20 protein-coding genes are annotated in these 26,644 nt (G+C 55.8%); 10 read left to right on the forward strand and 10 right to left on the reverse strand.

Annotation, left to right across the window (positions count from 1 at the left end; translation table 11 throughout):
• The first annotated feature begins 4 nt into the window (after positions 1 to 4).
• Both ACR0EV_RS06885 and ACR0EV_RS06890 read left to right on the forward strand, forming a co-directional pair.
• Positions 5 to 2,422 (forward strand): GcvT family protein, encoded by a 2,418-nt coding sequence (locus tag ACR0EV_RS06885; RefSeq protein ID WP_480799410.1) that lies wholly within the window; start codon positions 5 to 7, stop codon positions 2,420 to 2,422.
• 5 nt (positions 2,423 to 2,427) lie between these two features.
• The gene (locus ACR0EV_RS06890) at positions 2,428 to 4,842 is read left to right on the forward strand and encodes a GcvT family protein (RefSeq protein WP_480799411.1); all 2,415 of its coding nucleotides are present in this window, start codon (positions 2,428 to 2,430) and stop codon (positions 4,840 to 4,842) included.
• Between the two features lie 68 nt (positions 4,843 to 4,910).
• Here ACR0EV_RS06890 and ACR0EV_RS06895 read toward each other — a convergent pair whose 3' ends face one another.
• The 6 genes from ACR0EV_RS06895 to ACR0EV_RS06920 form a co-directional block, all read right to left on the reverse strand.
• A complete protein-coding gene (locus ACR0EV_RS06895) occupies positions 4,911 to 5,903 on the reverse strand; it encodes a GlxA family transcriptional regulator (protein ID WP_480799412.1) in 993 nt (330 codons plus the stop codon).
• A gap of 53 nt (positions 5,904 to 5,956) precedes the next feature.
• A complete protein-coding gene (locus ACR0EV_RS06900) occupies positions 5,957 to 7,213 on the reverse strand; it encodes an aminotransferase class V-fold PLP-dependent enzyme (RefSeq protein ID WP_480799413.1) in 1,257 nt (418 codons plus the stop codon).
• A gap of 19 nt (positions 7,214 to 7,232) precedes the next feature.
• Positions 7,233 to 8,246: a glutamate cyclase domain-containing protein gene (locus tag ACR0EV_RS06905; RefSeq protein WP_480799414.1), complete on the reverse strand. Its 1,014-nt coding sequence runs from the start codon at positions 8,244 to 8,246 to the stop codon at positions 7,233 to 7,235.
• Positions 8,247 to 9,509 (reverse strand): hypothetical protein, encoded by a 1,263-nt coding sequence (locus ACR0EV_RS06910; protein ID WP_480799415.1) that lies wholly within the window; start codon positions 9,507 to 9,509, stop codon positions 8,247 to 8,249.
• A complete protein-coding gene (locus ACR0EV_RS06915; protein WP_480799416.1) occupies positions 9,506 to 10,990 on the reverse strand; it encodes an aldehyde dehydrogenase family protein in 1,485 nt (494 codons plus the stop codon). The genes ACR0EV_RS06910 and ACR0EV_RS06915 overlap by 4 nt, the downstream gene beginning before the upstream one ends.
• Positions 10,991 to 11,105: 115 nt before the next feature.
• On the reverse strand, positions 11,106 to 12,482 hold the full coding sequence (locus tag ACR0EV_RS06920) for an aminotransferase (protein ID WP_480799417.1): 1,377 nt from the start codon (positions 12,480 to 12,482) through the stop codon (positions 11,106 to 11,108).
• A gap of 106 nt (positions 12,483 to 12,588) precedes the next feature.
• Between ACR0EV_RS06920 and ACR0EV_RS06925 the strand changes: the two genes are divergently transcribed.
• A complete protein-coding gene (locus ACR0EV_RS06925; protein WP_480799418.1) occupies positions 12,589 to 13,515 on the forward strand; it encodes a LysR family transcriptional regulator in 927 nt (308 codons plus the stop codon).
• A gap of 31 nt (positions 13,516 to 13,546) precedes the next feature.
• On the opposite strand, the gene ACR0EV_RS06930 is transcribed toward ACR0EV_RS06925, so the two are convergent.
• The 4 genes from ACR0EV_RS06930 to ACR0EV_RS06945 form a co-directional block, all read right to left on the reverse strand.
• The gene (locus tag ACR0EV_RS06930; protein WP_480799419.1) at positions 13,547 to 14,653 is read right to left on the reverse strand and encodes a Hint domain-containing protein; all 1,107 of its coding nucleotides are present in this window, start codon (positions 14,651 to 14,653) and stop codon (positions 13,547 to 13,549) included.
• A gap of 140 nt (positions 14,654 to 14,793) precedes the next feature.
• Positions 14,794 to 16,587 carry a cobalamin-dependent protein gene (locus ACR0EV_RS06935; RefSeq protein WP_480799420.1) on the reverse strand — a complete coding sequence of 598 codons (1,794 nt, stop codon included), beginning with the start codon at positions 16,585 to 16,587 and terminating at the stop codon, positions 14,794 to 14,796.
• 86 nt (positions 16,588 to 16,673) lie between these two features.
• Positions 16,674 to 17,933, reverse strand: coding sequence for a M24 family metallopeptidase (locus ACR0EV_RS06940; protein WP_480799421.1), 1,260 nt, complete (start codon positions 17,931 to 17,933; stop codon positions 16,674 to 16,676).
• The gene (locus tag ACR0EV_RS06945; protein WP_480799422.1) at positions 17,930 to 18,721 is read right to left on the reverse strand and encodes a 2OG-Fe(II) oxygenase family protein; all 792 of its coding nucleotides are present in this window, start codon (positions 18,719 to 18,721) and stop codon (positions 17,930 to 17,932) included. Before ACR0EV_RS06945 ends, ACR0EV_RS06940 begins: the two co-directional genes overlap by 4 nt.
• A 79-nt stretch (positions 18,722 to 18,800) precedes the next feature.
• Between ACR0EV_RS06945 and ACR0EV_RS06950 the strand changes: the two genes are divergently transcribed.
• The 7 genes from ACR0EV_RS06950 (at position 18,801) to ACR0EV_RS06980 (ending at position 26,431) form a co-directional block, all read left to right on the forward strand.
• Positions 18,801 to 19,709: a LysR family transcriptional regulator gene (locus ACR0EV_RS06950; protein WP_480799423.1), complete on the forward strand. Its 909-nt coding sequence runs from the start codon at positions 18,801 to 18,803 to the stop codon at positions 19,707 to 19,709.
• 403 nt (positions 19,710 to 20,112) lie between these two features.
• On the forward strand, positions 20,113 to 21,261 hold the full coding sequence (locus ACR0EV_RS06955; protein ID WP_480799424.1) for a helix-turn-helix transcriptional regulator: 1,149 nt from the start codon (positions 20,113 to 20,115) through the stop codon (positions 21,259 to 21,261).
• 154 nt (positions 21,262 to 21,415) lie between these two features.
• A complete protein-coding gene (locus tag ACR0EV_RS06960) occupies positions 21,416 to 22,102 on the forward strand; it encodes an alpha/beta fold hydrolase (RefSeq protein ID WP_480799581.1) in 687 nt (228 codons plus the stop codon).
• A 427-nt stretch (positions 22,103 to 22,529) separates the two neighbouring features.
• Positions 22,530 to 23,510, forward strand: coding sequence for a hypothetical protein (locus ACR0EV_RS06965; RefSeq protein WP_480799425.1), 981 nt, complete (start codon positions 22,530 to 22,532; stop codon positions 23,508 to 23,510).
• Between the two features lie 96 nt (positions 23,511 to 23,606).
• Positions 23,607 to 24,764: a helix-turn-helix transcriptional regulator gene (locus tag ACR0EV_RS06970; protein ID WP_480799426.1), complete on the forward strand. Its 1,158-nt coding sequence runs from the start codon at positions 23,607 to 23,609 to the stop codon at positions 24,762 to 24,764.
• A 281-nt stretch (positions 24,765 to 25,045) separates the two neighbouring features.
• Positions 25,046 to 25,657, forward strand: coding sequence for a GNAT family N-acetyltransferase (locus ACR0EV_RS06975; protein WP_480799427.1), 612 nt, complete (start codon positions 25,046 to 25,048; stop codon positions 25,655 to 25,657).
• A gap of 12 nt (positions 25,658 to 25,669) precedes the next feature.
• Entirely contained in the window at positions 25,670 to 26,431 is a 762-nt protein-coding gene (locus tag ACR0EV_RS06980; protein ID WP_480799428.1) for a hypothetical protein, read from the forward strand.
• Positions 26,432 to 26,644: the final 213 nt, after the last annotated feature.

The following is a 26,644-nucleotide window of genomic DNA, read 5'->3' on the forward strand; positions in this document are numbered from 1 at the left end:
ACACATGAAAAGCCAAGCCAAAGTTGTGATCATCGGGGGCGGCGCGGTTGGTGTCTCGACTCTTTATCATCTTGCCAAAGCCGGGGTGACCGACACACTGCTGATCGAAAAGAACGAATTGACCAGCGGGTCGACCTGGCACGCGGCAGGTAACATCCCCACCTATGCCAACAGCTGGGGCGGCATGCGCGCGGGCAATTATGCCTGGCGGCTGTACAAGGATCTGGCGGAAGAGGTCGACTATCCGATCACCTACCGCCACACCGGTGCGTTCTGGCCCGCCCACACGCCCGAACGCATGGACCTGTTCCGCCATCTTGTCGGCATCTCCAAGGGGCTGGGTTACGACATGGCGATGCTCACCCCGTCCGAAATGGATGACATGCACCCCTATTTCAGCTCGGGTGACAGCATCATCGGCGGGATTTTCGACCCGTATGAGGGTGACGTGGACCCAAGCCAACTGACCCAGGCATTGGCCAAAGGCGCGCGGGATCAGGGCGCGGCGATCGCGCGTTTTACCACGGTCATCGGCATTGAACGCCGCGCGTCCGGTGAATGGGAAGTGCAGACCGACAAGGGCAACGTGGCCTGTGACATCGTGATCAACGCCGGGGGCTATTACGGTCGTCAGGTCGGTGAGATGGTCGGCCAGAAACTGCCCGTCGTCACGCTGGAGCACCAGTATTTGGTCACCGAAAGCCTGCCGGAACTTGAAGCCAACCCCGAAAACTTCCCGCTCGTCCGTGACCCGGACATCATGTACTACCTGCGGCGCGAGCGGAACGGGCTGCTGCTGGGCTCATACGGTCACGAAGGGCGGCCCGCATGGCTGGACGGGATGCCCGATTGCTTTGCCAATCAGCTCTATCCAGACAGCGTTGATGACATTGCAGAAATCCTTGAGGCCGCGCTGGAACATGTGCCGTTGTTGGGTGAGGCCGGTGTCAGCCGGTTTGTGAATGGCCCTATCCCCTACAGCCCGGACGGAGCGCCGCTTTGCGGCCCCGCCTTTGGTTTACCGAACTTCTATCATGCGTGCTGTTTCCCTGTGGGGATCACGCATTCTGCGGCGGCGGCGAAAACTCTGACCGAATGGATCACCGAAGGTGAGACCGAATGGGACATGTCCTTCTGGGACCCCCGCCGCTTTGGCGAGGAATGGGCGACGTTCGACTACACCGTCAAACGGTCCAGCGAGCTGTATGAGCATCAATACGCGATCCCTTATCCGCATCGCTTGTGGAAATCGGGCCGTCCCGTACAGACCACCCCGTTATATGACACGCTCAAGGCCAAGGGCGCGGTATTCGGACAGGTCGCCGGGTGGGAGCGCGCCTTCTGGTTCGAAACGGATCAAATCAAGGATGATGGCCTGCTCAGCTTCCATCACGAGGTCTGGCACGATGCGGTCAAAGCTGAATGCGAAGGCGTGCGCGACAGGGTCGGTGTGATGGATCACGGCGGCTTCACCCGGTATGAGGTCGAAGGGCCCAAGGCCACCGAGTTCCTCAATCGTGTCTTCTGCGGCGCAATGCCCGCCGTGGGCCGGGTCAAGCTGTCCTACATGCTAACCCCCAAGGGGAAGATTTGGTCCGAGGCCACGATTGCGCGGCTGGATGAGGACAAATACCTGCTCTGCGGCCCCACTCTGGCCGATCAGCGCGATCACGACTGGATGTCGAAATTCCTACCGGACGAGGGCGTGACCCTGACCCGAGGCTCTGATTTTGACGCTGCCCTGATGGTCATGGGACCAAAATCGCGCGAGGTGCTGCAACCGTTGACCGAGGATGATCTGTCCAAAGAAAACGCCCCTTGGATGTCGGTGCGCGAGATCACCATTGCAGGTGCACCGGTCATCGCGCTGCGGGTGTCTTATGTCGGTGAATTGGGCTGGGAACTGCACATGCGCAGCGCAGATCTGGTCAGTGTGTATACCGCCATCATGGAACAAGGTGCTGATCACGGCATTGTCGAGTTCGGCTCTTACGGGCTGAACGCCATGCGGCTTGAGAAAGGCTATCACGGCTGGGGCGCTGATTTCGGCATCGAATATACTGCCTTTGACGCCGGTCTGGATCGCTTTGTCAGCAAGAAGAAAAGCAGCTTTGTCGGGCGCGACGCGTTTCTGGCGCAGGCTGAGCAGCCGAAGGACTATCACTTCACCGCCTTCGTACTCGACGGCCACGGCGCCGACGCGCTGTCTTCCGACCCCATCTGCCGGGATGGAAAGCCGGTGGGCTATGTCAGCTCGGGCGGCACCGGCTTCCGCATCGGCAAGCGGATCGCTCTGGGCTATCTGACAGAGGCCGCGAAGCCCGGTGACGTTTACCAGATCGAAGTGCTAGGTGTTCCGGTCAATGCGACTGTGGCGACCGTGCCGTTCTACGATCCTGAAAACGACCGGTTGCGGGGATAAAACCCATGGCGAAATCTCTTCCGACGGACGTTCAGGTCGCCATCATTGGTGGCGGCATTGTCGGCTGCGCGACCGCTTATCACCTCGCCAAGGCAGGCTGGTCGGTTGCCCTGTTCGAGCGCAAGAAACTGACCAGCGGAACGACATGGCACGCCGCCGGTCTGGTCAGCGAAACGCAGGGTGTGCCGGTCATGTCTGCGCTGGCGAAATACGGCCTCGACCTGATGGAAAGCCTCGAGGACGAGACAGGGCAGAATACCGGGTTCAAGCGCAACGGCTCGATGACTGTGGCTCTGACCGAGGCGCGCATGGAGGAGCTGCGGCGCAAGGTCGACTATGCCCACGGCTGTGGTCTGCGCGCGGAAGAGATCAGCCTGAGAGAGGCACAGGATCGCTGGCCTCTGCTGTCCGTCGACGGTGCAAAGGGCGCGTTCTGGTTTCCCGGCGACGGCTATACCAATCCCATCGACACGACGATGGCTCTGGCCAAGGGCGCGCGGATGAACGGCGCGCAGATTTTTGAAGATACCAAGGTCACCCGCGTTGTGATCGAAGGCGGGCGCGCTGTCGGCGTTGAAACCGCCGAAGGTCTGTTCCGCGCCGAGCATGTGGTCAACGCCACCGGCATGTGGGCGCGCGAGTTTGGCCTGACCCATGGAGTGCAGATCCCGCTGCATTACACCAACCACTATTACGTGGTCACCGACCCGATTGATGGCGTGACCGGAGACCTACCTATCCTGCGGGTTATGGACGAATACGCCTATTACAAAGAGGATGCGGGCAAACTGCTGATCGGCTGTTCCGAACCTAACGCGACCCCGTGGCTGCCCAAGTATGGCCTGCCCGAGACGTTCGAATTCGACGAACTGCCCTGCGACGAAGAACACCTCTACCCCATCCTCGAAGCGGCAATGGAGCGGGTTCCCGCGCTGGCGGAGTCGGGTATTCGCAAGTTCTTCAACGGCCCGGAGTGTTTCACACCCGACGCCAAACACTATCTGGGGCCGGTCCCGGATGTGAAAGGCTATTGGGTCGCCGCAGGTTTCAACTCAACCGGGATCCAGAACGGCCCCGGCGCGGGCAAAGCTCTGGCCGAGTGGATCATGGCCGGTCACATGACCATGGACCTCACCGATGTGGACAGCCGCCGCATCGTGCCTGGCTTGAACGCGCGCAGCTACACCGCAACCAAGGCCGCCGAAACGCTTGGGCACGCCTATGCGATGCATTGGCCTTATCTTCGCAAGACTGAGGCACGTGGTTTGCGGCGGACGCCCTACTACATGCATCTACGCGACGCGGGCGCACAGTTCGGCAGCGCCAATGGCTGGGAACGTCCGCTCTACTACGGGCGCGAGATGACGGATGGGTTCGGACGCGAGCCGTGGTTCGACGATTGGCAAGCCGAGCATCAGGCACTGCGCACTGATCTGGGTTGCATCGACTTGACCTTTGGCCGGTTCGTTGCGGATGGGCAAGACGCCGAGGCGCAGATGCAACGGCTTTGCGGGGCCAATATGGCCGTTGCGCCGGGCGCTTTGATCTATACCCACATGTTCAACCCGCAAGGCGGGATCGAAGCGGATGTAACCGTCGCTCGACTTAGCTCATCCCGCTTTTTGGTCATGACGTCGGCCGGGGCTGAACCGCAGACTGAATATTGGCTAAAAACGCAGCTTGCTGGCACCTCGGTTTCAGTCATCAACGTCACCTCATCCGAGGCGACACTGGCCCTGATGGGCCCGCGAGCGCGGGACTTCCTGGCCAGCCTGACAGATGCAGATCTGTCGAATGACGCCTTCCCGTTTGGATCGTGGCAATCCCTGCATGTTGGTCATGCGCCAGTACGTGCCCAGCGGATCACCTATGTCGGCGAGTTAGGGTGGGAATTGCACATCCCGGCCGAATTCGCCCAGCAGGTGTTCGAGACCATCATGGCCGCCCCTGACGCGCCGCGCCTGTGCGGTGGCATGTCAGTAGACAGCTGCCGGATCGAAAAAGGCTTCCGCCACTGGGGTCACGAAATTGGCCCACATGATAGCCCGGTAGACAGCGGCCTGACCTTTGCATGTGATTTCGCCACTGACTTTATCGGCAAACAGGCCATCGTTGCCCGCAAATGGGCAGGCCCCGCAAACCGTTTGCTATCACTGCGGCTCAACGATCCAGACGCCCTAATCTTTGGAAAGGAACCCATCCTGTGCGACGGGCAAATCGTCGGGCGTTTGACCTCGGCCAGCTATGGCTGGAGCGTGGGCGGGGCCATTGGCATGGGCTATGTTTCGCGGCCCGAAGGCATGACGATGAAAGCTCTTGCGGCACGCAGCTATCAGGTGAAGGTGGCGGGTCGGTCTGTAACGGCACAAGCCAGCCTGCGCCCGCTCTACGATCCAGACAATGCCCGGATGCGCGGTTAAGCAAATCGTGGCAGGTGTTCGGATCAGACCTTGGTCCGAATGCCTCTGCCAGCCATTAGATGCTGGCCCTAAGGCGCGCTCTGCTCGATATGAGGTGAGATTCCGAATTGCCTGCGATACAGTTTTGAAAAATGACTGGCAGAGGAAAAGCCGCATGCGACGGCGACGTCGATCACGCTCATATGGGTCTGTTGTAACAGCACGCGTGCCCTGTCCAACCGCAGGTTCGTCATATAGGTTTTAGGCGTACACCCCAGATAACGCCCAAACAGACGCTCCAGTTGGCGCGTAGATATTCCGACTTTCTGTGCAAGCATGGATGTAGGGAGAGGCTCTTCCAGACTGTCCTGGATCACCGCGACCGCCCTTGAGAGTTTTTCGTTCCTATGCTGCAATCTGCAACGGTCAGTCATAGTTTGACGGCTGTCGCCCGGTCGCACCGACGCGCATAGCAGGTCGTCCGCAACACGGTTCGAAATCGCTGCGCCCGCTGTTTGCCGAATTACGGCTAGGAACAGATCAAGCGTCGCGGCCCCACCGGCGCTGGACAGGAAATTGGCTTCTTCTTCATAGATTGTGCAGACAGGGTCCAGTTTCAGGAAGGTTTCCTCAAAAACTGGCTGCAAGCGCCAATGCGCGCAGATCTTGCCTTTTTGCGCCAATCCTATGAGGGCCAGATAAAGCGCTCCCCCACCCAGGCCGCAAAGCCGAGCCCCTTGCCGGGTAGCCTTGCGAAGCCAGGCATTGATCCTTTCCGATGTTGGCGCTTTCTGGGTGTCGATGGAGGCGCATACCACTATGCAATCGCCGTTCTGGACCGCTGGCAGTGCGCCCTCAACCGCGATGTTCATACCCGCTGATGACACCACTGGGGCGCCGTCTTCGCTGACAATCTGCCAGCGGAACAAAACTTGCTCTGCCGCTTTGTTGGCGGCGGCCAATGCATCAACGCCAGAGCCCAGATCAAGTGCCGAAAACCCCGGCATGGCTAGGAAGATGAAGCGTTTCAGTTCAACCGGGCAACCCCGGCTTACTTTGAACTCTGAGTCGAAGTGCCCCATCCTGATCATCCTGCCTTACAGAAACGTTTCAGTTCGGTTGATGTGCGGGACCGTCAGTCGCCACCCAGCTCTTTCACTGCCGCCAGAAGACGGGCGATTTCCTGCTCTGTGTTGTAGTGGCAAAACGAAATGCGAATACAGTCGGGCAGACCCAGCGGTGTCAGAACATTGCCCGAATAATGGTCCGCCTTGCGGGTGTGGGTGCGGATGCCTTGCTGGTTCAGTACTTCAACCACGTCTTCCGAGGCTTTGTCTTTAACCACGATAGAAACCAACCCCTCGCGCGCCGGGTTTTCTGCCCCAGCCAAAATGGTCACGTGATCCATGTCGCGTAGTCCCGGCAGGTTGCCTGTGCCGTTGATTGCGGTGCTGGTCAGGTGCGTTTCATAGGCGTGAATTGCGCGACCCGCGGCTTCGATCCGCTTGCGAGGATCGCTTTCATCCGAAACTTCGCCACCCAGCCAATCAAAATAAGACACCACGTCCGAAACTGTCGCGTAAGACCCGGTGTCGCGGGTGCCGAACTCCCACCCTGTGGCTGGTGCGTCGATCAGCATATCATGCGGCAGAGCGCTTAGCTTGTCAGAGATCCAGGCAATGCCATAGCCATGACGCGAGAAAACTTTGTAGGGCGAGATCGCGTAGCCATCGACATTATAAGCGTCCAGGTCCAACTGTCCGTGTGCCGCGTGCTGAATGCCGTCAACAACAATCAGACAGTCTGGCGCAACCGCCCGAATGGCCGCCGAAATTGCTGCAACATCCATACCCATGCCCGTGACAGGTGACGCATGCAGTATCGTCGCCACTGCTACATCCGGGGTCATAAGTGCGGCATAGTCCTGAGGTGTTACCAGACCTGTTTCATTGTCATGGGGCACGTTGACATAGTCCAGACCTGCGATCTCAGCCCAACGGCGTGCGGCACTGCGGGTGGCGGGGTGCTCGATGGACGACCCGATCACCTTGGACCCTTTTGGCGCGGCCAGACACGCCGTTCGGATCATGCGGAACAACAGTTCCGTCCCGCTTTCCCCGGCAAAGAACTGACCGGACGAAGCGTTCATGAATACGGCCAGATCTTGCTTGGCCTTGTTGATCACGTTCTGAGTGCCCTGCCCCGCAGGATTGATACGGCCCGGATTGTCCGGGATCGCTGCATAAAAGGCCGAGGTTTCCGCGACCGATTTCAACGTCAACGCACCACCTGCATTCTCAAAAAAGATCCGTTCACCTTGAAACGGGCAGGAGTCGACATGCGCGAACCGGTTACGGATTGCTTCGATGAGGGCGGGATTGTCTTGGATCATTGTTCAGTCCTGTAAGTTTTCAGAGCGCGCGGCTCACGATCGTGCGGCAAAGCTCGGCCACCGCGATATGACTTTGGCGTGGGAAACCGTCGACACTGTCATCGACGATCCCGTGGGTTGAGTTGATCAGGCCGTTGGCGACCATCGTATCTAGCAATAGGGCCTCTCGGTCTGGTGTATGCAGCAATTTCGCGTCACCCGTACGAGCGGCCATTGCTGCGGCAATTGCGGTGCAGCCCCAGTTGGAACATGCGGCTGTTACCAGCACATCACAGCTGGTCACTGCGCCAATGCCACCGCCGCATCCGCATTGGCACTTATCCCCGAATGGTACGTGTGCCTTGACGTGATCGGTGACTTTGCCCATGCCAATTTCGTTACCGCCATCTCCGACTGCGACAACAGGAATACCGCGCTCCAAGGCAAGGTCGAACAGGAAATCAACACGCGCGCGGCCCATGCCATAGTCGATACCGCGCATGGAATGATAAACACCGAATTCATTGCGCCCCACCCGTTCTGTCGAGAACAGAAGATCGGGGTTCAGGTCTGCCAGCAGCGTTTCTGCCTGCGCCTGCCCGCCCGCGTCATCGGTCGCGTAAGGCAACATGACAATCGTGGCGAGGCTTTTGTCAGCCTTGGCAATCGCCGCCTGTTCCAGCGTCACCGGAAACAACCCCGCAGCCTGACAGGAGTTGCGGATTGCGGGCAGCAGAGTTTCTTCGCACAACATCACGCAGGTCACGTTCCGCGCCAGCACCAATGCCCTTGCAATCGCCGCCGCGCCTGAGGGGCCATCGTTTTCACCCAAATCCTGCGTGATCCAGGCGCGCGAAACCGAACCGGTGGTCAGTATTACCGTTCCACCCTCGGGCACCGCCATCAGCGCGTCTGCCGCAGCGCCGACCAACGACCGACCTTCCAGCGCGCGCGCGGCCTCGAACAAGTGCTCGACGCCACGCTCGCCCATGTCGATATTCACCAACTGGTCCAGCCGGTTGTCCAGTCGTGTGATCAGAGTCGTATCGGCCATTCACGTGTCTCCAAACAGTGTTGCCGCGAACCATGTCTTGTCGTGCAAGTGCTGCGCCGTCTGGCGCATTGCCGACTTCAAACAGTCAGCCACCGCCATAGCACCCCCGGCACGGGCCACGGCACCGGATGTTGGTTTCAACCGGATCGAGACACGCCCGCCGGGTTGGCCATGTGTATTGACCGTCACAATGCCCCTGTCACGCAGCATCAACATTCCAATCGCGGCCGTCACTTCGGCAGGGACGACGTCAGCGTTTTCAATCTCGGCCATGCCAAGGACGATCTCCATCGCGTCTTGTTCGTCAATCTTCGGACCAAGCGCCGAGCGTGTCACTCGATCCGTCCCAAGCGCGGATTCCAAGGCGGTCGCAAGGTCTTGCCCATCCTGTGCCTCTTGCAGCAACAGTTCCGGAGTGAATCCCTGCAAGCTGCGCATCGCACCGACTGCGATGGGCGCGCGGGCCTCCATCCCTAATTCGCTGGCTTTGGCCTGCACAGGGACCAACACAACCGGGTCGCCACAAAGAACTCCGGCACGCGGGCCGGACAAACCCGCCTTGTCTGCATTGGTGATAACCAGATCGGCCCCAAACGAAAGCGACGCCCCACCGCCATGCAGAACAGGGCGGAACCGCGCACCGTAAGCGTCGTCAAGGAACGTGACGCAGCCCGCATTTTTGCCTGCCGACACAGCGTCGCGGATCAGGTCATCGCTCAGCATGGACAGCTCAGAAGTGACAGGCGTGATCACAAACAACGCGGGGCTGTCCTCGGCCAACGCCAGTTTGACAGACTCCAAGTCATGAACTTCGCGGACCTGCACATTGGCCAGCCGCGCTCCGCGCAGAACCGAGGCATGGCTCCGGTCGCCGTTTGCAACCAACGACAACACCGGCTTACCTGCGGAATGCGCCAATACAGTAGCAACGATCCCGGCGCTTGTACGGTTCACCACCGCTGCGGCTTCGTGCCCCTGCCCACCCATATGAGCGATTGCGGTTTGGCGCAGTTCTTCGCCAAAAAGGCCGGGACCGATCCATTCTTCGCACAGCAGGCTCAGATCGTCCGGGGTCGCTGGGTAGAACCGCAGGTTCCCAGTACAAATGGCGATCTTGTCGATACCTTCGCGTTCCACGAAATCCGCAGCAACGCGACCGGCCTGCGCCAACCGACGTACCTCATCCGCTGAACCTTGCAAAAGCGAACCCCGGGCATATCCCACACCCGGGTCAATGGCATTGCCAAAGCGATCCGTGCTCACGCGCCACCCTCGATGTTGATGGTGACACATTTGCGGTAAGTGTAGGCCTCAAGCGCGCCTTCGATCGAGTATTCACTGCCCATGCCCGATTGCTTGGTGCCGCCATAGGACATGCCGGGGATCTGCCCACCGCCCTGATTGACCTGTATCCAGCCCGCATCGATGGCACGCGTCAGGCGCGTGATGCGGCTGACATCATGGGTAAACAGAAACGCGGCCAGCCCGTAATGGGTGTCATTGGCCATCGCGATGACCTCTTCTTCCGTCTCGAAGGGGATGGCGACCATGACCGGGCCAAACACCTCTTCTCGCGCGATGCGCCAAGTGTTGTCAACACCGGTGATGATGGTCGGGTTGGGACAGAAGCCAGCCGGGTCCTCAGCCGGAGTTTCCCCGATCAGGAAGGTGGCGCCTTCGGATTCGGCTTCGGCCACATAGGCGCGGATCTCGCCATAGCGTTCAGCGTTCACGACCGCGCCCATATCTACATCCGGATCCAGCGCGTCGCCCACATTCAGTGCGGCGGATTTCTCGGCAACCTTGGGCATCAACTCGTCCCAGATGTCCTTATGCACAAACAGCCGTGAACCCGCGGTGCAGCTTTGACCCTGACGGGCAAAACGCATGGCATTCGCCACCTGCTGCGCCGTGTTGTCCAGACGACCATCGGCAATGGCGTCGGGGAAAACGATTGTGGGGGACTTACCACCCAGTTCCAGCGTCAGTTTGGCGATGCGATCGGCCGTGGCCTTGCCAATCAGTTTGCCGACCTCGCTTGAACCGGTAAAGGATACCTTATCGATACCCGGATGCGAAGCAAGTGTTGCACCTGCTTCTTCACCCAGCCCCGTCACAACATTGAAGACACCCGGCGGGAACAGACCATCCGCGAGTTCAGCCAATTTCAGGATCGCCAGCGGTGCGTCTTCGGCCGGTTTCAGCACCAGACAATTCCCGGTTGCCAATGCCATCGAAATCTTCACCGCCCCCAACTGCAAAGGAGAGTTCCAGGGGATGATCGACCCGACAACCCCATGCGGTTCGCGTGTGGAATAACTCAATAATCCAGGCCCAAGCGGCAGAGTCTCGCCTTTCTGTTCAACCGCCACGCCGCCGTAATACTTAAGAACACCAGCAGCACCCATCGCCTCGCCCCGCGATTGCGTCTTGATGGCGTTACCGGACTCTGCCGCCAAGACACGGGCCACCTCTTCAGCGTTTTCTTCCAGGCGACGTCCGAGTTCGGTGAGCAGTTTTCCACGCTCACTCGCAGCCAAAGCGCGCCAAGCTGGCAACGCGGCACGGGCGGCGGCGACGGCCAAATCGACCTCGATTGACGTGCCGCGACCGACTTCGCAAATCGGCGAACGACGTGAGGGGTTTTCGATCTCGAGCCGCCCTTCAGGCCAATGCCAAGCCCCGTTGATATAGTTTCCAGCCAAACCCGCATCGGGCAGTTTCGGTTCCAGCGGTGTTGTCATCCCTGTTCTCCTTGGCAGGCTGGGGCAATTCAAAATAAGGCGCGCCGCCGAAAGTTGGGAGAGCCGGCGGCGCAGAGATCAGGCGAGAGCATATGCCCAACCTCTAAAAACGTAATCAGATTTTGGCGCGCACCACAGCCCAGGCGTCATCCAACGCACCCTTGAACCGTTCAGTTGCGATGTCGATCTCATCCTCGTTGATAATCAGCGGCGGCATAAAGCTCATCCGATCACCGATTGCTCGAAGATAGAGACCCCGATCATGGGCGAAGTTCTGCACAAGTTCACCGACTTTCCAAGAGGGGTCGAACGGTTCACGGGCTTTAGCGTCTTTCATCAGCTCAAAGCCACAGAACAGACCGACACCGCGCACCTCGGCAACCAGCGGGTGGTCGGCCAGAGCATGACATTTCTCAAGGAACCGGGTCGAGACCTTACGGACGTGACCCACCAGATCCATTTCATCGTAGATGTCCAAAGCCTCAAGCCCAACGGCAGCGCCAACCGGGTGACCAGCGTATGTGTACCCATGGCCAAAAGTACCAACCTCGTCCGAGTTTTTCATCATGTCGGCATACATCTCGTCCTTGAACATCAAAGCAGAGATCGGGAAAAACGCAGCCGAAAGCGCCTTGGCGCAAGAGATCATGTCAGGCTCCAGCCCCCAGGTCTGGGATCCCCACATATTGCCGGTTCGGCCAAAGCCACAGACCACTTCGTCAGCCAGGAACTTGATGTCATATTTGCGCAGAACCGCCTGCATTTCCTTCCAGTAGCCTTCAGGCGGCATCAGCGCGCCGCCACCGGAAATGGCGGGCTCGGCGAAGAAAGCTGCAACAGTTTCAGGGCCTTCCGACAATATCAGCTTTTCGAGTTTTGCAGCCATCCGGGCGGAGAACTCTTCTTCGCTCTCGCCATCTATGTGGAAGCGGTAATAGTTCGGCAACTCGGTATGTTTGAACTCGGGCAGCGGCAGACCGAATTTGGCATGCATATGCGGCTGACCCGAAAGCGAAACCGTGGCGATTGTGTTGCCGTGGTAACCGCGCACCCGACCAATGATCTTGCGGCGGTTCGGCTCGCCTTTTGCGGTGTTGGTGTACCACAACAGTTTGATTGCGGTATCGTTGGCCTCGGACCCCGAACACTGGAACATCACCCGGTCCATTTTTGCCGGAGCCATTCCGATCAGACGCTCGCCCAATTCCGCAACACGTGGATGCGAGCGGTTGTAGAATGTGGGTGCAAAAGGCAGCACATCCATCTGCCGCTTGGCCGCGTTTGACAGACGTTCGTTGTGGTAGCCCAGCGACACACACCCCAGCCCGGAAAAACCATCTATGATCTCGCGCCCTTCGCTGTCATAAATGAAAACCCCTTTACCATGAGTAATCATCGTCGGGCCGTTCTCGGCATGTTGGCGCAGATTCGACTGAGGATGGACGTGATGGGCCTTGTCCTGTTCGATCGCGCGTCGGGCGTCAACGTTCATGGGGGATGCTCCAAAAGAAAACCTGGCGGGACTTCACCTTGTTATTGACTGAATTTCAATTTCGAAGTTTTTTGGTTTTTGTGAATTTTTTTCAGGCTGGAAACACATGAAACCGCTGCTTGACCTGCGCCACCTGCAACTGATCCAAGCCATCAACGAAACGGGTCGGATCACTGATGCCGCCAAGAAATTGGGGGTGACGCCATCGGCCCTTTCGCACCGTCTGCGCGAGGCCGAGCGCCGCCTGGACGTGCCCCTTTTCACCCGAATGCACAAGAAACTGCGTCGCACACCGGCGGCGGACTATATGGCAATCGTGGCCGAACGCATCCTGACCGACCTTAGCCGTGCAGAAGAAGACGTGCGGCGCATGAATGCCAACGTCCAGCATGTCGTGCGCTTGTCGGTCGAAGCATACAGCAACTATCGCTGGTTGCCCTCTTTCATCAAATTTATGAAGTCGCGCACCGACGGGATCGATATCCAGATCATGGCGGGCGCACGTAGCGATCCGTTGACCGGCCTTTTGAACCGGCATCTGGACATTGCGATTACTTCAGGCACGGTCTCGCAAGCAGGGCTCAGCAGCATCAAACTGTTCGATGACCCCCTGCTTTACATCATGCCACCGTCGCACCGACTGGCTGAGCGTGCGTATGTCGAAGGCTCTGACATCGTGGGGGAGCCCTTTATCACTTATACAAAGATCCCTGAACCCGACCGGGAATTTGCATTGCTGTTCCGCCCGACGGACAGTTACCCGAAATGGGCTGCAACCGTTGAACTGCCCGAGGCAATTGTCGAGTTGGTCGCCTCGGATCTGGGCACAAGCGTGCTGTCCAACTGGGCGCTGCAATCCGCGCTGAAAGAAGGTCGCATCGTTGGCGCGCGGGTCACTCAAGATGGCATCACTGTTCCCTGGCATGCGGTTTTGCGTTCTGAGGACTTGGAGGAAGGTGATCCGATTCATCAGATCGCAGAATTGTTGTCTGAATGGTGTGGCTTACCGGGCTGTGGGTTTCACATAACTTGAACCCTAAGGTCAAAGTCTGGCTAAACCGCAGCTACAGGATTGTTCCAGGCGCAGACATGAGAGGTTTTTCGTTTTTCAGGTGGCGGTCTATAAGTTTCCGCTGTTGCTTGCCCGTAGGTATGAACCCGGCAGGCTCTGGCAACACGTCTGTCTGCGTCAGTTCCGGGAACAGCGCGATGATCTCTTCCCGTGCCGCGTCACTGACCGCTTTCAGCGCTTCGGGTCCGGTAAACAAACTCTCGGACGGTGTGCCTTCCGCAAAGACAATCTCGTGTCGATCAAACAGTAAATGGAAATACTCCACCTCCCGAACCGACGTGTCCACGTAAATCCCTGGAAGGCTTGTCAACTTGATTGCCGGGACAAGAACCTCCGAGACACCAAACATGCGGCTGGCAATGGTCGAGCAAACCAGCATTCGGTGTTGCCGGGACACCAACAAATCCCGCTGCGGAAACCCATTTCCAAGCGAACCGGCAAGAATTCGAACCGGGTAAAGTTTGGAATTGGTCCGAAGTTCTGCCTCTTCAACACGCCGCGTGCCGATCCACCGTAACGGCTGTGGGCCATGGTCCCGCGTGAGAACAAGGTCCGACAATGTGATCTGTTCGATTTGCTTTGGTCCGGTTGTCGTTGCGATCGACGTAGCCCGGGTAAAGCACGGCACAAGGTTGTTTTCGTTGATCGGTGGGCGGCCCCCAGATCCCGGGCCTTCCGCCGCTGAAACAACCTCAAGCGGTACACCGCGCGGTGGGAAACTGCCGACAAAGGCCACACCTTCGGTGGTTCCGAACGAAGGAGACGTGCTGGCAATGTTGACACCAAGCACCTGATAGGTTTGCCCGGTGCTATTGTCGCGCAGCGTTATGATGTATTCGGCCTCAATGCGCGTTCCATCGGAATAGGTGGTGCCATCAAAAACCTGATCACCGTTTAAGCGCTGGTTCCCGTCATTGTCGTCGAAATTGACGTCTGATCCACCGTCTGAGACGTTCAGATCGGTCAATGGGCCAGTGCCGATTGTAATAAACTCGCCGACAAGATTTGAACCGTCACCCTGGCTGAAGCCACTCAGGCTTTCGCCCCCAGTAATCGAAACCTGGCTGGCACCCAATGCATGTACGATATAGTCGGCCATGTGCCTGCTATTCCTGTTCAGCCCTCGTTTACAGGCTAATGGATAAGCGGCGCCTTGCAAACATATCCACTGGGTGATCCTTAACGGGTGTTACCTATTGGTCGGCGTTTCGGCTGACGCAGGAACGAACAAGGTGATCATCACGCTTGATCTGAGCTGCTACTGGCCAGCACAGTGCGCAATGCTTCGGTGGCGGCATCCAGATCAGCGCAGACTATGACACCGATTTCGGTCAACCGGTCAGAGACATCCACTGGCAGGCTTGTATTGCTGCCTTCCGGTATCTCATTCAACCGGCCACCGATCAGAACTGGCACATCCAGCCCGGCTTCTTTCAGCTTGTGCAGCAGGGATTTGGAATAACGCAGCGCGACGCCATTATAAGTGCTGAGCGCGATGGCGTCGGCAGAGCTTTGCCTGACCAATGCCACAACGTCATCCGGGTCGCTGGATACGCCGCCATCTTCAACATCAAAACCTGCTTTGGTGAACACCAGATCCAGAAGCATTTTTCCATGTTCGTGCACATCAGTGGTAGCCGTCAGAATACGGGCAGGCGACTTAGCCAGACAGGTCATCGCCAAACCGGCGTCAGATGCCAGAAAGCGCGCGGCTTCTTCCTCTAGTTCGCGATATGTTGTGGCACTTACGATGGGAATTCTGCGCCGCGGTGAATCGGGCCTTTGCGCGCCTCCGCCGAAGGTATGCTCCAAGGCACGCCCACCGATACGGCGCAGAGCCAACAGCATCTGGAACGGATCGTCCGTGTCGATGCCGCCTTGCGACAATCCTGCAAGAACCCGATCTGCAAAACGACGGCCTTCTCGCAAGAGCGTGTCGCTGATCCGGTCAATCTCGGCCGTGTCAAACAGGGGCAGATACCCTTCTGCCAACTCGGCCAACCTGTGCAAATGACATTGCGCGTCGCAAATCTCGGTCACGTCAGGGATGCGTTCATTCTCACTCACCGGAACCGGATTCAAAGCGTGTCCGCTTGGTCGCAACCGCTGCGCCACAATATCGGGCAAAAGATACGAGGACAGCCCCGCATAGTTTTCGGCATGTGTGCCTTTGTACAGCACCGTCGCGCCGTAAATCTGCGAGCCCGGCACGCCATCACTGATCTGCTCCAAAGCGCGTTGAAACGCCATCCTGGTCAAAGGTTCAGTGAAATGATGGCCATAACACACTGCATAGGGCGCACCGATCAGCCCCGTCACGATGTGTTTTTCAAGCAGCGCCTGACCCAGAACCGACGTCAGATCCTCGAAAACCGCAGCATACCCGTCGTCCAGATTGGAGTGCACAAGAACCGGAACCGGCTGCGCGGAAATCAGGCCAAGCGCCTGAACCGTCGCTTGTGTGGTCTCTACGTCATTATCGTATTCCGGCAAACGAAACGTGAAATATTGCCCCAGATTGCCGATCGTCGTGGCCCCGGCCGCCAGCGCCGCGCAAGTGTTTTCAAGGGCCGCCGGGAAGCCCAGCATGAAATCACCAAAGTGCATTGCCGCGGGGCTAGCCTGTGTCAGACGTGCAAAGGCTTCCGCGTCATTCAAAATGACCCCGGTCCCGCGCGCTTTTTCCGTGCGTTGATGTCTTGGAAATCCCATCGACCAATCCAGACACATGCCGAACCGATCAACCCGCGCACCGCGTCCGAGGCAAGTGTCGTAAACTCTTTGAATGGCATCGACGCTATGTGACAAATCGCGAAACCCGAGATGTGCGTGCTGCATCACCTGCCCCGACTGGATCATCGCCTTTTTATAGTCAATCTCGTTCCTATAACCGGTCGAAACCTGAAACGCGCTTGTGCCGACTTTCCAGTCCGACACCATTTTTTTGCCAGCGTTCAACAGATCTGCACCACTGATCAAACCCTGCTCTGGAAGCAGCGTCGCTCTGTCGATTCTCAGGTTTCGTTCGCTCATTCCGCCACAATGGCCATTCCAAAGCCGCAGACAAGGCCATTTGAAGCGTTTGTCCAAGCCTATCCTGGTTCGGGTAAGGAACGCGCCTAGACACTTTCCCAAGGGAAACTGTCGAGCCGCTCAATCCCTGTTTCGGTCACCAGAACCTGTGTTTCCAGCTTCACGCTTTCCGACCTGTTTTCGCCGACAAGGCTTTCGACACAGACAACCATCCCCGGTTCAATAAAGCCGGACATGGCTGTCTCATCGAAATCGACGTGCAAGGGGATGACGGGCCATTCATCCGCCATGCCCACGCCATGCACAGCTAGCGAATACCGAAAATCGATATGCCGATCCGGGATACGCCAGCTTTTTTCGTTGAACTCAGCATAGCTTATACCCGGCCTCAGCACGTCAAGGTTGTGGGTAATCTGCTCCAAAGCCGTCGCATAGATCCGCCGCTGCGTTTCTGTCATGGGGGTGTACCCGCAAGTCCAGCTGCGGCTGAGGTCCGCGCAATAGCCATAAGGACCAACCATATCCGTGTCGAACGAGATCATTTCACCCAATTGGCAAGCCCGGTTCGAACATTCCTTGTACCAAGGGTTGGTATTCGGCCCACAGGTCAAAAGCTTGGTTTCAAGCCAATCGCCGCCCGAACGCGCGTTTTCAAAATGCAGGTGACCCCAAAGCTCACGCTCGGTCACGCCGGGCACCGAATGATCATATATGCGCGCCATTCCGGCTTCGCAGACCCGAATGGTCCAGCGCATCAACTCGATCTCCTCATGGGATTTGATCGACCGGGCGCGTTCCGTCAATTCGGCCCCTTCGACATAGGTTAACCCTCGCTCCTGCAGCGCGTGTAGTCCCGGGCCGTCCAGCTTGTCTGCCGCAAAGCGCTTGTTGCCACCCCCATGCTGACCGAGCACATCGGCTATCTCGTCGGCCCAGACTTCGACACCGGCAGAGGCTTTGTCGCCCTTGGTCATAAACATCCAAGACACGGCAGTACGAATTTCGTCTATTCCCGGCAGACCATCGTTCAAATGCTCGCAGCCTTTGAACTCCCACAGGATCGCAGGGCCGCCTGCCAGGATCATCGCATAACGGACCGGATTGTGGCTGGTCCATACCTGCATATTCGAGCTGTCGAACGCATACCGAATGTTGATCGGGTCATAAAGCAACAAGCCTGCCACATCATGCTCTGCCATTTGCTCGCGCAACCGTGTCAACCGGTAGGCGCGGGCCTTGTCCAACGTGGTTTGTGACACCGGGCTGATCAGTGGTTTGTCCGCTCCGTCGCTGTTCAGATAAGTCAGCTTGCGATCATCTTTGAAGGCGTTGCGCGCCCGCGTCATGATACGGATCGACCATAGAAACCGATTTGTTCCTCAGCCGAAAAAGCGACGCCTGGTGTCTCGTAGAAGGAAAAAATCGCGATCACGCGTTCCGTGTCGCCTTTTACCGGCACCACGCGGTGCGGTGTGTTCACCCCGCGAAAAACGTTCAGCGCGCCCGGCGCAGGCATGATCCGTTTGATTTCCGGATCCTTGCCAGCCAGAACAGCGGCCACGCCTTCATAGTTCTGGTCATCCGGCGTGCGCAGATCCTTGCGATACTCAAGCTCTCCACCCACCTCAGGCGACTGAAGCAGGATCGTGGTGGTAAATTCCGAGCGGTCGAAATGCCAGTTCAACCCTTCGCCATCCCGCGTCGCCTGAACGTTGACCCGGGCCATCGGGTCGTCCATTTGATAAAGCCGTTCCTTGCCCATAGTTTCGGCCAGAAAATCCGCGAAGGGCTGCCATTCATACACTTCGATCACGGGGTTACCTTCTAGCTGATCGGCACAGAGCGTGTGATTGACCGTCTGCGACTTGATCATCGCGGGGTGTTTGTCATCGATACCGGGCATTTCGTCTTTGAAGTAGACATTGTGTTTGCGCGCATGCCGAAACGAAGCCGTGTCCATAGCAGGTTTCGCCGCATCTGCCGCCTTCTGCGCAACCCCGGGTTTGAAAAACCCTGGCAGATTGAACATGCCATCAGAAGCCAGATCTGCCCTGCACTTTTCTACCAACTTCGCGTATTCTGGGCTGTCGGGTCGATCCAGCGGGTAAGTTTCAAGATCAAGCAGATGATTCATGGCGTCCTCCTTTACAGCATTGAAATTCAATCTATGACAAAGACAACCAAAAAAATTATTGGGTATCATAAGATTTACTATGACCTATAGTCACTCCCTTCCGCCTCTGACAGCGTTACGGGCATTCGAAGCCGCCGCACGATGCGGAAGCTTCGTGTTGGCCGGAAAAGAACTGGGCGTCAGTTCCGCTGCCGTCAGTTTGCAGATCAAAACGCTCGAGGATCATCTGGGCAAAAGACTGTTTGTCAGAAAGGGCAATCGGATCTCACTGACGGACGCTGGTGAAATGATGTATCCCAAACTCGCCCGCGCTTTTGAGGAAATATCCGACGCGGCTCGAATAGTGCACAACGCGACACGCCCCCGACAATTGGTGATCAGCGTGTTACCAGCTTTGGCAGAGCTTTGGTTTCTACCCAAGGCAGTCACATTTGCTGAAGAAACTGGAATCCCTCTGGATATCCGCGTGCAGGAAGATCCGATCGATTTTGAGCGTGAAGCCATTGACGTTCGCCTGACCTATGGCTCAACACTCTATCCGGGATACCGAGAAGCAAGCCTGTTTTCGGATGTTGCGATACCGGTATGTGCCCCATCGTTCCTTGGGGCGTATCCGAACATGGATGAAGCCTTGTCACATATCCCCGACAGCAAGCTCATTCACAACAAATGGGGCCCCAGTTATGCCAGCGAACCCCTTTGGTCGGATTGGAGACAACAGGCCGGATCTGATGCGACACAGTTTTCTCACGCAGGTTTAACGATTAACGATCTGACGCTTGCCATCTCTGCCGCCAAAAAAGGGGCTGGCATCGCCCTGGTTCCATCCGTTTTGGCAAAAGCTGATCTCGCATCCGGATTGCTCGTGACGCCTTCGCGGCATGCCCTGAAAATGAAAAAGGACTATGTTTGCGTGATGCCGCATGCTCGATCCGAAACCTCTGCCATCCGCCAATTCAGTGCGCACCTGGCACTTGAGTGGGCTTAAGAAAACAACCGACCGCGATGAAATCGAGCATCCGAACGTCGCCCCTGGGCCGACTGATCCAAGGGGTTTCTGATCGGTAGACCTCAATTTTTTCGAGACGCAGAGCAGCTGACTGCCTAGTGTGAAAAAGCGTCGTTGGGTCGGCCGATTTCCGCGCCAGCCTTGACCGCGGTATTGTTGAGCCCAGTCGAGAAAACCGACCAATCCTAAAAGGTAAGACATGAACGGCCGCCTTGCGGGATCCGTTCATAAACGGTTTCAAAGCTGAGCCTGAACACATGGAAATTGAGTGTTCAGAACGATAGATGCTGCAAATTCCTCAAATGTCTTATACGATCAATCAAAATGTGCATTTGAAGGAATACACAACGCTCATATTACCAGACTAACACATTGGAATTCCGTGGAAACTGAAACTTACGACACAATTCTGGGTATTTATGACGCTGTCGCGGACGATGGGTTGTGGCCGGATGTTTTACACAAACTGGCAACACAGATTAACGCAGTGGGATGTATTGTTTTTGAATGGCACACGACGCCGAACCAAAAACAGCTTGTGGCTCCTTTGGCGTCTGCAAACTATGATCTGACCGCTATCGAAACGTATATTGAAAAATGCTTTGAGCACGAAGCCCGGGATCAGGACATCTTTGAGGCCCACTCTCTCGCGCAAGACCAGATCGACTTAATCGAAGACGATGTTCTCGCTCGGGGAATTGCTGACCTCAAGCAATTGCCGAATGTACAAATCCTACAAAAGCTTGGCATTCTGCATCGAGCCGCAGGATTGTTGAACAAGGATAATACCGCAGTTTCACGTTTTTCTGTGCAGCTTTCAGATAAGCGAGGGCGTCTGACACTCGAAGAGCGCTCCCACCTTGCAACAATACTACCGCACCTTGCCAAAGCGCTTGACCTTGGACGACCGGCCAAACAGCTTGCTATGGAACACCAGGGAATGCTTGCAGCGATGGACCGGTTGAACGTTGGTGTATGTATCCTTGATGGTGAAGGGCGTGTTGTACTTGAGAACGAAGAGTTCAAAAGACAACATGATACCTACCCGGTCTTTCTCAGGACGCAAAACGGGGTTTTTCGGCTACGAAAAGCCGCAGATCAAAAACGTTTCGCCAAATTGATGGAAGGTGCATCCAATCACGGAAAGTTTGGTGCACGCCCAAGAAAAGAAGCGATTTCTACAAGCGACAGCAGCTTTTTGTGTATTGAAGTTTCCCCATTAAACAGAATGCTTGAATTTACATCCAAGTTGTTCGGTGGGTTCATCGTTTACAGCACTGACACAAGTCTTCCCATTCACTATAACGCCCTTCCCATGCAACGGGCATATGGGTTAACCGACGCTGAGATGAATCTTGTCGACCTGATCGCCGACGGTCTGACGAACAGTCAAATTTCAGAGAGACGCGCGCGTTCGGTGTCGACAATCAACACACAGGTCAAATCTATCCTGGCCAAGACCGATTGCGCGACACGCACTCAGTTCGTGCGCCTCATGATGAGCTTTGGCGCCAACTTCCTGGACAGCTAGTCGGCAGGCTCTAACCCATTTGGACGATGTTTAAGCGGCTGGGTCCTGATAGTTCTAAGGCATTAGATTTACACGCGAGACCCGCACCGCAGATTTTTGCGACTTTTGTGCTGTCCGCTGAAAAAGCACTGATTTGACGAATTGGAGCAGAGATATGACAACTTGTTTGTTTGTACATGGCATGAACGGCACTGCTGATAGTTGGCGCGACATACCGGAAAGTCTCGCGCCGCATGTTGACCACTCTGCCGCGATCCAACTACGTGGTCACGATCGGCCAATGACAATCTTCGACGTTTTGGGGAATGCAACATATTCTTCCGGGCTCGACATGGAGGACTATGTCGAAGACGTTGCCTCCGGATTTCCAGCAGGCTCTGATCGCGACGTTGTTCTGATTGGCCATTCAATGGGCGGTGCAGTTATTTCTCATGTTGCGTCAAGATACCCCAACCGAATATCCAAATTGATCTACCTCGCCGCCATGCTGCCGAATGACGAACAATCCGCTGGCGATATCCTCAATTGGATCAAACACAGTAACCACTTTAATCCGATCGGCTTTATGGGAGATTTTCTACCGCATATTACAGAACTGAAGATGGTGCTTCAGCCGGAAGAACCTTTGGGGGCGAAATTCAGGCGCACCACGGAATTCGAAAACCTGTCGCGGGTTTACATCCGATGCACGCAAGACGATGTTATTCCAACTCCGATTCAGGATGAGATGCTCGCCGCGTATCCAGACACGGCAACTAAAACCCTCAATCGCAGTCATTTTCCGCAGTACCAGGCACCAAGCGAACTGGTCAGTACGCTCAAAGCTTGCATGCCAACTTGAGGTCTGGTTTGGCGTAAAACTCTTGGCGACGACCTTGCCTGCCGAAACGTTCCATGAGACGCATTCAATTGGTTGGATGGCGGGGCGCTTTACAGGGTGCCACACATGCAAATACTGTTATTGCAAGCCAACAGGAGCTTGCTGATCTGTCTAGTATCGCCCTTTCAGAAATCTCTGTCTTTTTTAAGGGAAATGGCGAATGAGGGTCTGATACGTTTAGAGTGTGAAGCCACCGTCTTGATTGACTTGGTTGGATTGCGGAAAGTGGTTGGGGAGTTTGTTGATGCGTGCCCGCCGTCAAAAAAACCAGCGCCTATATTCAGAACGACCACGCGCGCCCTTTTTGGGGACCATCATCATTTTTTTAATCCTTTGTTTTGGTTTTTTCGGGCCTCGTTCAGCGCAGGCCTGCCAGGTTTGCGTCACCTTGCCCGACGCTTCTCTGGCAGATCATTTGATTGCTGCCGACGTCATCGTACTGGCCGCGCCTGCGCCGGGTAATCCGTTCAAATTCGTTCCAAAGCAACAGATAAAAGGGTCACTGACCGATCTTGAAAGAACTCCTGACATCCCTTTTTTAGTAGACAGCAGGACACGCGCCGCCTACCGAGCAAATCCCGCGATGACGGTTCTGATGACATACGGAACTATTGCTAAAGACAGCGCAGGGCGCGGCGTGTCACGCAAGTGGACCCGGATTTTCAATCTAACCCCAGAGCGTGAAGAATTTTTGGATGCCCTCTGGGCAGAGGAAAATCTTTGGCCGGGCAGAAGGTCCGCATCCGGTGCGCGCGTTGCGTTTTTTGCACGATACCTTTCACACAAGGATCCGGTACTGAGAGACACTGCCCTGATAGAAATCGACCGGGCCCCGTATAGCAGCATCCAGGTATTGCGAGATACGGTCGCCGCGGACAATCTGTTGCGTGAGTTTGATAACCTCGGTCGTTTGAGCTTCGTACCGGTTGCAATCCGACTGTTGGGTTTGCAACCCAACGATGAAAAGGCCAAGCGCACCGTTCGATCACGATACCCCAGGTCTATTCTTCGGAGTTCCGGATATGCATATGATTGGTCGCTGGCTGGAATTGCCATAGATGGGCCAACGGCAGTAAAGTCCATAGGCTCAGCGTTGCAGGCCGCAAACGTCAAACAAGACCATAAACGATCCCTCATTCGCGCTTTGGCAGATTCTGGTACTGTGTCCCCTGATCTAAGGGATCAGATTATCCCAATCTTCTCTCGCGAACTGGCCCGGGACAGCCTGACGGCAATGGAGATTGCAATTGCCATGCGCAATTGGGATGAGCCACGCCTGGACGCCCAGCTCGGCAAATTGCTTCATATGGAAGACATTGATCCGGTCACGCAGTTCATCATCGAAACCAAACTTTCATCAAAGGACTGAAGTTCATCAGAGCCGACAGAGGGCGGTCTCTGATCGGTTCCGCATCTTGTGTCGCGGTAGCGCACGCCTCTTGATTTTACCGGAAGCCAACGCCGAATGACGATCACTCAAGACACCCTAATATCGATTTACGACGCAGCACTTTCTGACAAAAACTGGGGCCGAGCCCTGGATGCATGCAAACTGGCAGTCGGTGCCCAGGGCGCCATGCTCTACCAATTTTCAAGCATCAACAACGTCAAATTCGCTATAGAAGAAACAAGTTCGGACTTTGCCGAAGTCGAGCATTTGTTGTCTGAGTACAATCAGCTTATCGCTGACGGGCGCGGGTCAAACTATGATCAGGAGGGGCTGGGATTTGTTCATTCGACACCGCAATTCGCAGTCACGCTTGACCAAAACATATGGACTTTGGATGCCCACTACAGTGCAAGGCCGGAAGTCGAGATAGGGTTGCGCGCCGGTTGGCTGCGCCGCAGTTTTGTCAACTTATCCAATGATCCGGTTACACTCAGCGGGCTTGTGTTTCTTTACGGTCGTCAATGCGACGAAGATATCCCGCCCGGTGTTGGCAAAGCCGGACCACTGGTCGCCCCTCACGTATCCAAAGCTGCTGAGATTTATCGTTTCACTGATGGTTTGAGACAAAAGTATGATGCCGTTCTTTCAGTGTTAGACAAGATTTCAACCGGCGTTTTTCTTGTGTCGGAATCCGGGGACATAATTGTCGAAAACCGCGCTGCAAAGCGATTGCTCGACACGCAAGATGGATTAACCAAATCGACAGACGGAAAACTGACGTCTCGTGACGATACGGCGGGCGCCGCCTTAAAATTCTGCATTTCGGACGTCAGTTCCACAGCAAAAGGCGAAGGCGACAAGTCAGGAGATGCTGTCCAAGTCCCAAGGCGCGGCGCAAACCCGCCACTTGTCGCCGTGGTCTCACCCTTGCGCGATGTCGAGATGGAGATCGAAAAGGGGTTGGTTGGCGCTTTGATTACAATTGTTGACCCTTTAGAACCCGTACACCTGCAGTCAGATTTCGTTGCGAAAGCTTATGGCCTGTCAAAAGCTGAATCGCGTGTCGCCGGGTTGGTTCTGCAAGGTCTGTCGAATTTGGAAATCTCCGACCGGCTGGGTGTCAGCCCGGAGACAATCAAAAGCCAGGTCAGTTCAGTTTTGACGAAAAGTGGTTGCAGGAGCCGGGTGGCATTCATCTGGCGCGTGTTTCAAATAGCTCCTCCAATAAAATAACGCCTAAATGCCTCGGGTTTTCCCCCATTTGGGGGAAGACGAGCGTCGCGCGGCTGGTTCAATGTTTCATTGAAAGTGCAGTGACTTAGGAGGTTCATGTTTTATGGGGGTAACCAGTACACCGAGGCACCGAACTGCCGCCATCAGAAAACAAAGTTCGCCAAAGGATTTCGGCAAGCTGCTGGTCTTGACGACACTTGTGATCACAATCTTGTCGATGTTGGGCTTTTTCATTTACCAGCTTCTGTTCCTTCCTGGATTCAGCTTAGGCGGAATGTCAGATGTCCATAACAAGTGATTTTTTACCCGCTCGTAGTCGTTCACGAGATACCAAATTTCGATTGTTGACCAAGCTTTCACTGCCACATGAGGTCGGACGTCTGCGTTACGATCAATTCATTAAAGCGCAAGGCAAGCCGTATCCTACGGCGGATCATGAAGCGCGGTTGTTAATAGATGAAGTCGACGCATCGTCGGTGCATCTCATTTGTTCACTTCACGATGGAAAAGTGTTGTCGGCGCTTCGTCTGACACCATTTGATGTTGCGGTCGATCTTGGGTTCTTCTCGAAAGTTTTGTCGACGGCTGAAGTCGGTCCCAATTGTTCCGTTATTCTATCACGCCTTGTCAGAGCAGACAGCATGGACGGAGCCAGATCGATCCGTCACATTTTCAAATATTGCTTCGACTATTGCTTGGCCCGCGGCTGGACACATGGGCTGCTTCACACGTCGCCACACTTGTTACCCCTGTTTAACAGATACGGATGGCAACAAGCGGGTTCTGAGTTTTGCGACGAATATGCAGGCTCTCAGGTGCCGCTCGTTTTGAATGCACTAGACCACCAATACTTAAAGCAAATTAGGTCACCTTATCTTGAAGAGTACAACTAAGAGGTCGTTCTCATGTCTGTTACCCAGTGGAGCTCAGATGAGTATTTGTTTCAAATAGAAGGGCTGATTGAGAAGGCCCAAGACGCATTCAGAAAAAAGTTAGAAGAGTATTTGGTGTCGGACGTATCAAAGGTCGACGCGTACCAAAGATATTTGTCTTTTCAGTATCACATGACAAAAGGGGTTCAGACCTACTTCTTCAGAGTGGCAGCCAGCTCCAAACTATCTCGGCTGAGAAAGCTTCGGAAGTTTTTTACGTCTTTTGCAAATGAAGAAGAACTGCACTACCTGGTGGCCGCTTCAGATCTAAGGGCGTTGAACTTGGACATTTTGCCTGAACCGTTTGATGTCACCTTATGGCACGCATATTTCGACTCCATAGTCGATGAGCATCCTTTTATCCGTGTAGGCGCTGCTTTAATCCTTGAAAACATTTCGGATGGAAGCGCCAGAGCGGTTGTCAATCAAGCTTTGTCTGCTGACTTCATGAACCGCGAAAACACTAAGTTCCTTGTTCTACATCAGCACGAAACACTGCCTCATGGCGACCAACTCATCGAAGCTGTCACATCCGCTCCGCTTTCGGACGCCGATGTTGAAGACTTGATCATCGGCGCGCAGCAAGGAACGGTACTTTACTTGCGTATGGTGGATTGGGCCCTTAAGCGCGATGAATTCACGCTCAATGCCTCGGATCACCGCTTTGCGCTCGGTAGCGCCGAAATCGCGGACATTGCGAAGTTTTCAATGGCAGACCTAGAGTTAGAAAACTGATCTTTAAAGTAAGTACCGCCGGACCCACACCGGGAATGTAAAAAGTCCCGTGTTCCGCACTCCTTTGCTTCCTTTTTGTGTTGCGTCCGAGCGGGTGGGGGAAAATGCAGCGCACTGCCAGCGTTCCTGCGTATTCAAACCAATGGTGCAAGCATTCAAGGTGTGTACAGGATCGCAAAGCCACTTGGCCATCCGTTGCAAACCGTTGAGGAT

The sequence above is a fragment of the Ruegeria sp. CF8 genome (assembly GCF_056537285.1).

What these genes read in the sequence shown, in the direction of transcription:
- ACR0EV_RS06900 (WP_480799413.1), bottom strand. Translation starts at nt 7,213, where the DNA reads ATGATCCAAGACAATCCCGCCCTCATCGAAGCAATCCGTAACCGGTTC.
- ACR0EV_RS06915 (WP_480799416.1), bottom strand. Translation starts at nt 10,990, where the DNA reads ATGACAACACCGCTGGAACCGAAACTGCCCGATGCGGGTTTGGCTGGA.
- ACR0EV_RS06950 (WP_480799423.1), top strand. Translation starts at nt 18,801, where the DNA reads ATGACCTATAGTCACTCCCTTCCGCCTCTGACAGCGTTACGGGCATTC.
- ACR0EV_RS06930 (WP_480799419.1), bottom strand. Translation starts at nt 14,653, where the DNA reads ATGGCCGACTATATCGTACATGCATTGGGTGCCAGCCAGGTTTCGATT.
- ACR0EV_RS06945 (WP_480799422.1), bottom strand. Translation starts at nt 18,721, where the DNA reads ATGAATCATCTGCTTGATCTTGAAACTTACCCGCTGGATCGACCCGAC.
- ACR0EV_RS06940 (WP_480799421.1), bottom strand. Translation starts at nt 17,933, where the DNA reads ATGACGCGGGCGCGCAACGCCTTCAAAGATGATCGCAAGCTGACTTAT.
- ACR0EV_RS06935 (WP_480799420.1), bottom strand. Translation starts at nt 16,587, where the DNA reads ATGAGCGAACGAAACCTGAGAATCGACAGAGCGACGCTGCTTCCAGAG.
- ACR0EV_RS06895 (WP_480799412.1), bottom strand. Translation starts at nt 5,903, where the DNA reads ATGGGGCACTTCGACTCAGAGTTCAAAGTAAGCCGGGGTTGCCCGGTT.
- ACR0EV_RS06960 (WP_480799581.1), top strand. Translation starts at nt 21,416, where the DNA reads ATGACAACTTGTTTGTTTGTACATGGCATGAACGGCACTGCTGATAGT.
- ACR0EV_RS06970 (WP_480799426.1), top strand. Translation starts at nt 23,607, where the DNA reads ATGACGATCACTCAAGACACCCTAATATCGATTTACGACGCAGCACTT.
- ACR0EV_RS06925 (WP_480799418.1), top strand. Translation starts at nt 12,589, where the DNA reads ATGAAACCGCTGCTTGACCTGCGCCACCTGCAACTGATCCAAGCCATC.
- ACR0EV_RS06890 (WP_480799411.1), top strand. Translation starts at nt 2,428, where the DNA reads ATGGCGAAATCTCTTCCGACGGACGTTCAGGTCGCCATCATTGGTGGC.
- ACR0EV_RS06980 (WP_480799428.1), top strand. Translation starts at nt 25,670, where the DNA reads ATGTCTGTTACCCAGTGGAGCTCAGATGAGTATTTGTTTCAAATAGAA.
- ACR0EV_RS06920 (WP_480799417.1), bottom strand. Translation starts at nt 12,482, where the DNA reads ATGAACGTTGACGCCCGACGCGCGATCGAACAGGACAAGGCCCATCAC.
- ACR0EV_RS06905 (WP_480799414.1), bottom strand. Translation starts at nt 8,246, where the DNA reads ATGGCCGATACGACTCTGATCACACGACTGGACAACCGGCTGGACCAG.
- ACR0EV_RS06975 (WP_480799427.1), top strand. Translation starts at nt 25,046, where the DNA reads ATGTCCATAACAAGTGATTTTTTACCCGCTCGTAGTCGTTCACGAGAT.
- ACR0EV_RS06885 (WP_480799410.1), top strand. Translation starts at nt 5, where the DNA reads ATGAAAAGCCAAGCCAAAGTTGTGATCATCGGGGGCGGCGCGGTTGGT.